At 34.0% G+C, this 12,017-nt stretch carries 6 protein-coding genes; 4 read left to right on the top strand and 2 right to left on the bottom strand.

The annotated features are described in order from the left end of the window. Positions 1 to 101 precede the first annotated feature (101 nt). The 4 genes from uvrA to ABXT06_RS18400 all read left to right on the top strand — a co-directional run bounded on the left by uvrA (position 102) and on the right by ABXT06_RS18400 (position 9,730). Entirely contained in the window at positions 102 to 2,933 is a 2,832-nt protein-coding gene (gene uvrA, locus ABXT06_RS18385; RefSeq protein ID WP_354592049.1) for an excinuclease ABC subunit UvrA, read from the top strand. Between the two features lie 414 nt (positions 2,934 to 3,347). Further along, positions 3,348 to 4,076: an LOG family protein gene (locus tag ABXT06_RS18390; protein ID WP_111425481.1), complete on the top strand. Its 729-nt coding sequence runs from the start codon at positions 3,348 to 3,350 to the stop codon at positions 4,074 to 4,076. A gap of 301 nt (positions 4,077 to 4,377) precedes the next feature. After that, positions 4,378 to 7,125, top strand: a complete 2,748-nt coding sequence (locus tag ABXT06_RS18395; protein ID WP_354592075.1) for a gluzincin family metallopeptidase — start codon at positions 4,378 to 4,380, stop codon at positions 7,123 to 7,125. Positions 7,126 to 7,315: 190 nt separating this feature from the next. Then, positions 7,316 to 9,730 carry an alpha-ketoacid dehydrogenase subunit alpha/beta gene (locus tag ABXT06_RS18400; RefSeq protein WP_354592050.1) on the top strand — a complete coding sequence of 805 codons (2,415 nt, stop codon included), beginning with the start codon at positions 7,316 to 7,318 and terminating at the stop codon, positions 9,728 to 9,730. A 165-nt stretch (positions 9,731 to 9,895) separates the two neighbouring features. On the opposite strand, the gene kdsB is transcribed toward ABXT06_RS18400, so the two are convergent. Together kdsB and ABXT06_RS18410 are read right to left on the bottom strand one after the other, a co-directional pair. Continuing rightward, entirely contained in the window at positions 9,896 to 10,630 is a 735-nt protein-coding gene (kdsB, locus tag ABXT06_RS18405) for a 3-deoxy-manno-octulosonate cytidylyltransferase (RefSeq protein WP_354592051.1), read from the bottom strand. A 213-nt stretch (positions 10,631 to 10,843) separates the two neighbouring features. Then, complete coding sequence (locus ABXT06_RS18410; protein ID WP_354592052.1) at positions 10,844 to 11,656, bottom strand: class I SAM-dependent methyltransferase; 813 nt, start codon at positions 11,654 to 11,656, stop codon at positions 10,844 to 10,846. Between the last annotated feature and the right edge of the window lie 361 nt (positions 11,657 to 12,017).

The raw sequence follows: 12,017 nt of genomic DNA on the forward strand, positions 1-12,017 counted from the left end.
AAGAAATCACCTTTATTTTGTTACTAATTGTAACATAAAGTTTTGCTATCGAGCACTAAAAGAACAAATCAAAGTGGTAACTTTGCGTTTTGCTCAAAATTATGTTAGATAAAGACAATACTATTGAAGTTCTTGGTGCAAGAGTTCACAATCTAAAAAATATCGATATATCTATTCCGCGTGAAAAACTGGTTGTAATTACCGGTTTATCAGGTTCGGGAAAATCTTCTTTGGCATTTGATACTATTTATGCTGAAGGCCAGCGTCGTTATGTAGAAACGTTTTCTGCTTATGCCAGACAATTCCTTGGCGGATTAGAACGCCCGGATGTTGATAAAATCGACGGACTTTCTCCTGTAATTGCGATTGAACAAAAAACAACCAGTAAAAGTCCGCGTTCTACAGTTGGAACTATTACCGAAATTTATGATTTCCTAAGGCTTTTATACGCACGTGGCGCAGATGCCTACAGTTATAACACTGGCGAAAAAATGGTTTCGTATTCTGATGAGCAGATTAAAGATCTGATTATTCAGGATTATAACGGAAAACGAATTAATATTCTAGCTCCAGTTATTAAAGCCAGAAAAGGACATTATGCGGAATTATTCCAGCAGATTACCAAACAAGGATTTTTGAAAGTTCGTGTAAACGGCGAAGTTCAAGATTTGGTTGCCGGAATGAAATTAGATCGTTACAAAACGCACGATATCGAGATTGTTGTAGACAGAATGGTTATCGAAGATAATCCTGATACGCAAAAAAGATTATCTGAAAGCATTAATACAGCTATGCATCACGGTGAAGATGTTTTGATGATTTTAGATCAAGATTCTAATGAAGTGCGCTATTTCAGCCGTAACTTAATGTGTCCTTCAACTGGAATATCTTATCAGAATCCAGAACCGAATTTATTTTCGTTTAACTCTCCAAAAGGAGCTTGTCCGCATTGCAACGGATTAGGAACTGTACACGAAATCAATGTTAAAAAGATTATTCCAAATCCGAAATTATCTATAAAAGCTGGTGGTTTTGCTCCGCTTGGCGAATATAAATCTTCATGGATTTTCAAACAATTGGAAACGATTGGAGAAAAATTCGGATTTAAAATAACTGATCCGATTGAGAAAATTCCAGAAGATGCAATGCAAATGATTTTGTATGGCGGAAAAGATAAATTCTCCATCAATTCAAAAGATCTTGGCGTAACAAGAGAATATAAAATTGATTTTGAAGGGATTTCTAATTTCATCAAAAACCAATATGACGAAAGTGCCACAACTAGCATAAAACGCTGGGCAAAAGATTTTATGGACGAAATAAACTGTCCTGTTTGTGACGGTTCGCGTCTTAAAAAAGAAGCTTTATTTTTTAGAGTAAATGAAAAAAATATCACCGAATTGTGTGATATGGATATTTCAGATTTAACAGCTTGGTTTAAAGATTTGAATAGCCATTTAACTGATAAACAGCTTTTAATTGCTTCTGAGGTTGTAAAAGAAATCAAAGACCGTTTGAACTTCTTGATGAATGTTGGTTTGAATTATCTGGCTTTAAGCCGAAGCTCCAAATCACTTTCTGGTGGTGAAGCACAGCGTATTCGTCTGGCAACGCAAATTGGTTCTCAACTGGTTGGAGTTCTATATATTTTGGATGAACCAAGTATTGGTTTGCACCAAAGAGATAATGAGAAATTGATTCAGTCATTAGAACAATTACGCGATATCGGAAACTCAGTTATTGTGGTTGAACATGATAAAGACATGATCGAAACGGCTGATTATGTAATTGATATTGGCCCAAAAGCTGGAAAATACGGAGGAGAAATTATTAGTATAGGAACTCCAAAAGAAACTTTAGCTTCAGACACTATTACCGCTCAATATTTGAATGGCAAAATGAAATTTGATATTCCGAAGAAAAGAAGAAAAGGAAATGGTAAATTCTTAAAACTGACCGGAGCAACAGGAAATAACCTTAAAAACGTTTCGATTGAAATTCCGTTAGGGCAATTAACCTGTGTTACAGGAGTTTCTGGAAGTGGAAAATCTACTTTGATTAATGAGACGCTTTATCCAATTTTAAATGCGTATTATTTTAATGGCGTTAAAAAACCGCAACCTTATAAAAAGATTGAAGGTTTAGAACATATTGACAAAGTAATTGATATTGACCAAAGTCCGATTGGAAGAACGCCACGTTCGAATCCTGCGACGTACACAGAGGTTTTCACTGAAATTAGAAACTTGTTTACTATGACTTCTGAAAGTATGATTCGTGGATACAAAGCGGGTCGTTTCAGCTTTAATGTAAAAGGAGGACGTTGCGAAACCTGCGAAGGTTCTGGTGTAAGAACTATCGAAATGAACTTTTTACCAGACGTTTATGTAGAATGCGAAACTTGCCAAGGAAAACGTTTCAATAGAGAAACTTTAGAAATTAGATACAAAGGAAAATCTATTTCTGATGTTTTGGATATGACGGTTGATGAAGCGGTTCCGTTTTTTGAAAACATTCCGAAGATTTATAGAAAAATCAAAACCATTCAAGATGTTGGTTTAGGTTACATTACCCTTGGTCAGCAAAGCACAACGCTTTCGGGTGGTGAAGCCCAGCGTATAAAACTAGCAGGAGAATTATCTAAAAAAGACACTGGAAATACATTTTACATTCTAGATGAGCCAACAACAGGATTACACTTTGAAGACATTCGCGTTTTGATGGAAGTAATCAATAAATTGGTTGATAAAGGAAATACGATCCTAGTTATTGAACATAATATGGATGTTATCAAACTTGCCGATTATATCATTGATATAGGTCCAGAAGGCGGAAAAGGTGGTGGACAATTGGTTGCCAAAGGAACTCCAGAAGAAGTGGCTCAGAACAAAAAGAGTTATACGGCTAAGTTTTTGAAGAAAGAGTTAGAATAAGAAAACAAATCTTTGTCAAAGTTTAAGACTTTGACAAAGATTTCATTTTAACCACAATAGATTTTTACGAACTATATCTCTGATAATGAATCAAAAACCTTTATTTGATTATTATCTCAACATTACTTTTGGATTATAATTCCTATTTTTTATAACAATTCTAGAAAAAAGCGTTAATTTAGTGTCCGCTTTTTTTGAAAAATTCAAGCTTTTTAATGAAAACATGTTTCTATTAAACTTAATGTTTATTTGAAACCGACTGCCCTAGCCCTGATGGGAGCGGCATCCTTTTGTGGCGGGGTTCGCCACAAAAGATATAGCGGACAGCAGGAATCAGCTCCTTCCTTCGACTACGCTCAGGATGACAAAAAGGGGCAAAAAACATAAATAAAATAATAAATTAAAATACCTAAAATGAGATTAGAAGATTTTGATAATGATGAAGATAAAGTAATTCAGGATCGTTTGAAACAAAGAACGTGGAATGAAATTAAAACCAATGACAGCTGGGCAATTTTTAAAATTATGTCTGAGTTTGTAAATGGTTACGAAGCTATGGGACGTATTGGACCTTGTGTTTCTATTTTTGGATCGGCGAGAACAAAACCAGAGGATAAGTACTATCAATTGGCAGAAAAAATTGCTTATAAAATCAGTAAAGCAGGTTACGGTGTGATTACAGGAGGTGGTCCCGGAATTATGGAAGCTGGAAATAAAGGCGCACATTTGGGCGGAGGAACTTCGGTTGGTTTAAATATCGAGCTTCCGTTTGAGCAGCATTTTAATCCGTATATTGATCATGACAAAAACTTGAATTTCGACTATTTCTTTGTGAGAAAAGTAATGTTCGTAAAGTATTCGCAAGGGTTTGTGGTGATGCCAGGAGGTTTTGGAACTTTAGATGAAATGTTTGAAGCAATCACTTTGATTCAGACTAAGAAAATTGGAAAATTCCCAATTATTTTGGTTGGAGTTGAATTCTGGTCTGGTTTGATTGAATGGGTTAAAACTGTTTTGGTTGAAAAAATGCATACGGTAAGTCCTGAAGATTTGAATTTATTTAAAATCGTAGACACAGAAGACGAAGTTGTTGAGGCATTAGATAAATTCTATAAAAAGTACGATTTAAGTCCGAATTTCTAATTTTCGAGCCATGCAAAGTGCTCTAAGCAAATTTAAACGCAACGGTTCAAAGCGATTCTTTTAAATGAACTTATACCACTTATATGGTTAAAATATACTGCAAATGCACAAAAATTGAAAGCTGTTTTTTTAAACAGCTTTTTTTATACTATTTTTACAAAAATACGTAACTTCAACATGTCCTTAACACAAGTATATCTGATAATTTTTAAGCCACTATTTGAAAGCACTTTATAAAATTATTTGCCTCATTTTAGTTTTATCACTTTCGACAAAACTAACCGCGCAGCATCAATCTAAGATGGAAGTGGCGGTAAATCTTCAGCTTAAAACTCTGAATATAAAACAGGATATTACATACCATAATAACACAAACGACACTTTGGTTTCGATTGTTTTGAATGATTGGAATAATGCTTTTGCAGACAAAAATACGCCTTTGGCAAGGCGCTTTTCTGATGAGTTTTACAGAGGTTTTCATTTGGCCAAAGCCGCAGATAGAGGAAAAACTACTATTATAAATCTGACAGAAACCAATTTTTCGGCTCTGGAATGGGAAAGAAGCGCCAAAGATCCTGATTATATTACCGTTCGATTGAATCGCAAACTTCTTCCAAACGAAAAAATCGATTTACACCTCAATTACATTGTAAAAATCCCGAATGATAAGTTTACCCATTTTGGGTTCGATCAAAATGGAGGCATGGCGTTAAAAAATTGGTTTTTAAGCCCTGCCCGTTATGAAAATGGCTTTTTTGTAAAGTATAACAATTTCAATCTGGATGATATTGCAAATGTAATGAGTGATTATGAAGTTGAAATTAAAGTTCCAAATCAGTATTCTATTACCAGCGATTTAAACCCTGTTTCTAAAGATTCTACCAATCAAAGCTACAGCATTTATTATTTTTCGGGAAGAAACAGAAACGATCTAAGTCTTTACATTGAAAAGAAAAACAGTTTTAGAACCTACGACAATGGTTCTTTGCAGGTTGTTACGAATTTAAAGAACAAAAAAATAGACGAATTTCAAAAGGCCATTATTATTAATCGCGTAGTTTCTTATGCTGAAAAACTTATTGGTAAATATCCGCATGAAAGAATTACCGTTTCTCAAATAGATTATGACAGAAATCCATTTTATGGTTTAAACCAGCTGCCATCGTTTATTAGTCCATTTGAAGACGATTTTATTTTTGAGATTCAATTTTTAAAGACTTTTTTAAATAATTATCTCAAAAACAGTCTACGTTTAGATCCGAGAAAAGACAATTGGGTCTATGATGCAATCCAGATTTACACGATGATGAAATATATGGAAGAACATCATCAGGATGAAAAAATGCTTGGGAGGCTTTCGGATATGAAACTTTTTAAAAGTTACAACATCACCAATTTAACTTTTAATGAGCAATATAGCTATTATTATATGCTGATGGCGCGCAAAAACTTGGATCAACCTCTTGGCGATCCAAAAAATACGTTGATAAAATTTAACGAACAGATTGCAAGTAAATATCGCGCCGGATTAAGTTTAAGCTATTTAGACGATTATCTTAATCATGATATTGTTCCTAAAAGTGTAAAAGAGTTTTACACCCTCAACCAATTTGGGCAATCAAATCGTTATGATTTTGAAAAAATACTAACTCAAAAAAGTCCAAAAAATATCGATTGGTTCTTTGAAACTATAATCGATTCGAGAAATATTATCGATTATAAATTTTCGAATGTTTCGAGAACCGCAGACAGCGTTACATTTTCGGTTAAAAATAAAACTGGAATCTACGCCCCTATTCCGATTTACGGAATTAAAAAGAAAGAAGTCGTATTTAAAGAATGGATTGAGCCTACTAAAAAAGACTCTGTTTATGAGTTCAGTCGAAAAAATGCTGACAAAATCGTCATCAATTATAATAACGAAGTTCCAGAATATAACCAACGAAACAACTGGAGATCTCTAAAACATGTTTCGCTCAACCGTCCTATAAAGTTTAATTTCGCTAAAGATTTAGAAGATCCAGATTACAATCAGATATTATACATTCCAACATTAAATTATAATTACTATGATGGCTTTACACCTGGAGTTCGTTTTCATAATAAAACCATTTTAGATAAGCCTTTTAATTTTGACATTAATCCGGCTTATTCTATAAAAGCAGGTACAATTTCCGGTTCATCAGCTTTTTCATGGAATCAATATTATAGAAACAGCACCTTATATAATGTTCGATATTCTATTAGCCAGAATTATTTTCATTATGCGCCAGATGCTACTTATTTGAGATTAAACCCAATGGTAGTGTTTCGCATTCGCGAAAAAGATTTCAGAGACAATAGAAAGCAAATGTTTATGTTCCGACAGGTTATCGTAAACCGTGAAGCGAGCGATTATATTACAGATAATTCAGAACCCAACTATTCTGTTTTTAATGCCCGCTATTCTAACACCAAAACCGAATTAATTGATCATTTTAGTTTTATGACCGATTTACAGTTTTCTGGAGAATTCGGAAAAGTTTCGGGAGAAGTAGAATACAGAAGATTATTCGAAAACAACAAAAAACTAAATTTAAGATTATACGCAGGAAGTTTCGTGTATAACACAACAAACTCAGATTATTTTAGTTTTGGTTTAGACCGTCCAACAGATTATTTATTTGATTATAATTTATTTGGAAGATCAGAAAGCACAGGATTTTTCAGCCAGCAATACGTCATTGCCGAGGGAGGTTTCAAATCACAATTAGAACCTTCTTATGCCAATCAGTGGATGGCAACTCTAAATGGGAGTTATGCAGTATGGAACTGGGTAGAACTTTATGGTGACATTGGTTTTTTGAAAAACAAACATCAAAGTGAGTTCTTTGCTTACGATTCTGGAGTACGCTTAAACCTTGTTCCTGACTACTTTGAACTCTATTTTCCTGTTTATTCAAATAACGGATGGGAAATATCACAGCCAAAATACAATGAAAAAATACGATTTATAATCACTTTTTCGCCTAAAACGTTAGTCACACTTTTTACTCGAAAATGGTTTTAATCAAACAAAATTTAAACAAAAAGTTGCGAAATTATCAATTAAATTAAATTTAACATAAAAATTACATAAATAAAGTACGTAGTTTCTAGTTTTGAATACAAATAATTAAATTATATTTAGTTCAAAGAATTATGATTATTGATTGTTTTTAAGTAATTTCGCGACATAAACAACATGACCCTGCAAGATTATGATAAAAGAAAAAAGCAATACTACACTGACATTTGAAGATTTCAAAACTGAGGTATTGAATGACTATAGAATTGCGGTAACAAGCCGTGAATGTAGTCTTTTAGGTCGAAAAGAAGTATTAACTGGAAAGGCTAAATTTGGTATTTTCGGAGACGGAAAAGAAGTGCCGCAGCTGGCAATGGCTAAAGCTTTTAAGAATGGAGACTTCCGTTCTGGATACTATCGCGATCAAACTTTTATGATGGCTATTGGCGAATTGGATGCTAAGCAATTTTTCGCTGGTTTATATGGTCATACCGATTTAGCTTTTGATCCAATGTCTGCGGGAAGACAAATGGGCGGACACTTTGTAACGCACAGTTTAAACGAAGACGGTTCTTGGAAAGATTTAACAAAACAAAAAAACTCAAGTTCAGATATATCTCCAACTGCTGGCCAGATGCCAAGATTATTAGGATTAGCACAGGCTTCAAAAATATACAGAAACGTTGACGGAATTACTATCAAAGATAAATTTACGGTTAATGGAAATGAGGTAGCTTGGGGAACTATTGGTAACGCAAGTACTTCTGAAGGTTTATTTTTTGAAACTATAAACGCTGCGGGAGTTCTACAGGTTCCGATGGTAATGAGCGTTTGGGATGATGAATACGGAATTTCGGTTCATGCTAAACATCAGACTACTAAAGAAAATATTTCTGAAATTTTAAAAGGATATCAGCGCGATGAAGATTCTAAAGGTTATGAAATCTTTAGAGTTAAAGGCTGGGATTATGCTGAACTGGTTTCTACTTACGAAAGAGCTGGTGCAATTGCGCGAGAAGAACATATTCCTGTTTTAATTCATGTAAACGAATTAACACAACCGCAAGGTCACTCTACTTCTGGTTCTCACGAACGTTACAAAAGTACAGAAAGATTGGCTTGGGAAAGAGATTTTGACTGTATCCGCCAAATGCGCTTATGGATGATTGCAATTAATATTGCTTCTCCTGAAGAATTGGCAGAACTTGATTTCGAATTAAAGAAAGAAGTTTTAGAAGCTAAAAAAGAAGCGTGGAATAACTTCATTAATCCAATTATTGACGAACAAAAGAATCTTTTAGCTTTATTAGAGCAAATTGCTGAGGCAAGCATTAATCATAAAGAAAGAATCAAAAAATTAATTTCTGAATTAGCTGTAATTAAAGCACCTCTAAAAAAGGAATTATTAGTTTATGCAAGAAAGATTCTTCGTTTTATTGAAGTGCCAAACAGTAAAGTCCTTTTATCTAATTGGATTACAGGATTCTTAGCCGAAACACAGGAAAAATTCAGCAGTAATTTACATTCTGAGTCCCAACAAAATGTATATTCTGTACAAAAAGTTCTTCCTAAATATGCTGAAAATGCAAAACCAGATTTAGATGGAAGAATGATTCTTCGTGATAACTTTGATGCATTATTTGCAAAATATCCTGAAACTTTAATTTTCGGTGAAGATGTTGGAAACATCGGAGACGTTAATCAAGGTTTGGAAGGAATGCAGGAAAAATACGGAGAACTTCGTGTTGCCGATGTCGGAATTCGTGAAGCGACTATTATCGGTCAAGGAATCGGAATGGCATTAAGAGGATTACGTCCAATTGCTGAAATTCAGTATTTAGATTATTTATTGTACGCTATTCAGATCATGAGTGACGACTTAGCTACATTGCAATATAGAACTGTTGGAAAACAGAAAGCTCCATTAATCATTAGAACACGTGGACACCGTTTGGAAGGAATCTGGCATTCTGGTTCTCCAATGGGAATGATTATCAATGCAATTCGCGGAATCCATGTTTTGGTCCCAAGAGATATGACACAAGCGGCTGGTTTTTATAACACTTTGTTAGAATGTGACGAACCTGCTTTGGTTATCGAATGTTTGAATGGATACCGCTTAAAAGAAAAAACTCCTTTGAATTTTGGTGAATTCAAAACACCAATTGGAGTTGTGGAAACTTTAAGAGACGGTTCTGATATTACTTTAGTTTCTTACGGCTCAACTTTAAGATTGGTGATGCAAGCGGCTAATGAATTAGCCGAAAAAGGAATTGATTGCGAAGTGATCGATATTCAATCTTTACTTCCGTTTGATGTTAACAAAGACATTGTAAAAAGTATTGCAAAAACAAACCGTCTTTTAGTAATTGACGAAGACGTTCCTGGAGGAGCTTCAGCATTTATTTTACAGCAGATTTTAGAAGAGCAAGATGCTTACAAACATTTAGACAGTAAACCTCAAACTTTAGCTGCTAAAGCCCACAGACCTGCATACGGAACTGATGGTGATTATTTCTCTAAACCTTCTGCAGAAGATATTTACGAGAAAATCTACGATATGATGCACGAAGTTAACCCTTCAAAATATCCAGCTTTATACCAGTAATTTAGAATATTTTAGATATTAAAAAACGCTCCAAGATTTTGGAGCGTTTTTTGTTTTGTCGTCCTGAGGAACGAAGGATCACAAGTTTGCGAATATAAAAAAATCCGTTAAATCCGCGCTTTCGCGAAAGCGAATCTATTTAATCCGCGTTCAAACTATAAGTAATTAAAGATCTTTCAACATCGCCCTCGCTCTTTCTAAATCTTCAGCCGTATCAATCCCAATTCCAACGTGAGTGGTTTCAACCATTTTAATACGTTTTCCGAATTCTAAATAACGTAACTGCTCTAACTTCTCAGAAGCTTCTAAAGATTTCATTGGAAGGCTGTAAAAGTCTAATAAAGCCTGTTTTCTGAAAGCATAAATTCCGATATGTTGAAAATATCGTACTCCAACATTTTTTTCTCTCGGATATGGAATTACAGAACGTGAAAAATACAATGCAAACTGCGATTGATCTACCACAACTTTCACATTATTTGGATTATTGATTTCGTCTTCATCTGTGATTTCACGCATTAACGAAGCCAAATCAACTTTTCTATCTGGATCGTTTTTAAAAACAGATAAAACTTGCGCCAAAGGCTCTGCTTCTGTAAAAGGTTCATCACCCTGCACATTTACTACAATATCAACATCAAGATCGGCAATAGCTTCAGCAATTCGATCGCTTCCAGATTCATGTTCTTTGATGCTCATAATCGCTTTTCCGCCATTAGACACAATTTCATCAAAAATCAAATCAGAATCAGTCACTACAAAAACATCATCGAATAGTTTTGTAGAAACAGCCGCTTCATAGGTTCTTAAAATTACTGTTTTGCGTCCAAGATCCTGCATTAGTTTTGCTGGAAAACGTGTTGAAGCATATCTGGCCGGAATTACCGCTATTATTTTCATTCTTATATTTTACTGAGTTTAAAAAACTCAAAATTTAGTAATTTAATTTTTACCGATTTTAAGTGTTTGCAAATATGCAAAAATTACTTTTAAATTTTCTATTTTTCTATTTCTGTAAAAGACAAAATCATGTTCAAGTATTTTCCGTCTACTAGCAAACAATACATTGATTATTACCAACAACTTTCTTGTCTTATTTATCACGATAAAAAATTAAACCGAAACTGTAACACGCAGATAAGTTGCAGGAATTAATGTAGAATTTTTATCATTACTTTGGTTTTGGCTATTAACTAATTCTTCAAGTTTAGCATATAAATCCGAAGTTTTCCCATTTTGTTCAGCAGCTTCAAAAGCATTCATAGTTGGACCATAATAAGTTTTTAATCGATTTAGCCACTCCGAAGGTGGGAATGCTGCTTTAAATGTAAAGGTATCTCTCTCAAAGGAAATATTTTCTTTAGGAACACCAGCATTAGTGAATCTGTCGATTACGTTATCTTCAATACCCCAAAGCATTGGACTTACAAAACCCTCAGGAGGAGGAGGTGTAAATTCAGCACTAATTTTCAAGATTTGCGCAATCAACGTTGGATCTCCCGGTATCCAATTACCCATAATAACTTTACCTCCAGATCTTGTGACACGAACCATTTCTTGAGCAACATCAAAAGGTTTTGGAGCAAACATAGCTCCAAAAATGCTCATCGTAACATCGTACGATTGATTTTTCAGTTCATTCAAATCGGTTGCGTCACCTTCTTTAAATACAATATTATCCAATCCTTCTTTTTTTGCCCTAAGATTACCAGCTTCAACTAAATTTCTTGCTATATCAACACCTAAAACATTGGCTCCTAATTTTGCCGAAGGTATTGCGGTTGTACCATCGCCACAACCGAGATCTAAAACGTCACTATTTTCTTTTATTCCAATTTTGGCAACCAATTCCGCACCGCTTTCTCTCATAGATTCTGCAACGCGTGTAAAATCGCCTTTTTCCCATAATGCTTTGTTTGGATTCATCTTAGTTTTATCAGTGATTATAGTGCTGATGCCGCACTTTTACTTAATTTGTAAACATCTTCTATCATTTTTTAAATTATCACCAGTTAATCACAAAAGGCATTTAAAAAACTACTTAAAAAGAAGACAAAAAACAAAATAATCAACTGACAAACAATTACTTACACAAAAATAAACAAAATTATATAAAACATTTTACTGTCTCTTCAAATTTATTTTTTTAACAAATTGTGTAGATAATAAACTTTTAGACCAATATCACATAAATGGAAACAATTGGAAAACTTTAACGAGTTCTTTCACTATTTTCATATAAAAACAAATACACTATTCAAAAAGAACTTTCTGAAAATATTTTTAT

The sequence above is a fragment of the Flavobacterium sp. UW10123 genome (genome assembly GCF_040538975.1).
Taxonomy (GTDB): Bacteria; Bacteroidota; Bacteroidia; order Flavobacteriales; family Flavobacteriaceae; genus Flavobacterium.

Excerpts from the sequence above, each read along its gene's own strand:
- uvrA (WP_354592049.1), top strand. The coding sequence starts at position 102 with ATGTTAGATAAAGACAATACTATTGAAGTTCTTGGTGCAAGAGTTCAC.
- ABXT06_RS18410 (WP_354592052.1), bottom strand. The coding sequence starts at position 11,656 with ATGAATCCAAACAAAGCATTATGGGAAAAAGGCGATTTTACACGCGTT.
- ABXT06_RS18400 (WP_354592050.1), top strand. The coding sequence starts at position 7,316 with ATGATAAAAGAAAAAAGCAATACTACACTGACATTTGAAGATTTCAAA.
- kdsB (WP_354592051.1), bottom strand. The coding sequence starts at position 10,630 with ATGAAAATAATAGCGGTAATTCCGGCCAGATATGCTTCAACACGTTTT.
- ABXT06_RS18395 (WP_354592075.1), top strand. The coding sequence starts at position 4,378 with ATGGAAGTGGCGGTAAATCTTCAGCTTAAAACTCTGAATATAAAACAG.
- ABXT06_RS18390 (WP_111425481.1), top strand. The coding sequence starts at position 3,348 with ATGAGATTAGAAGATTTTGATAATGATGAAGATAAAGTAATTCAGGAT.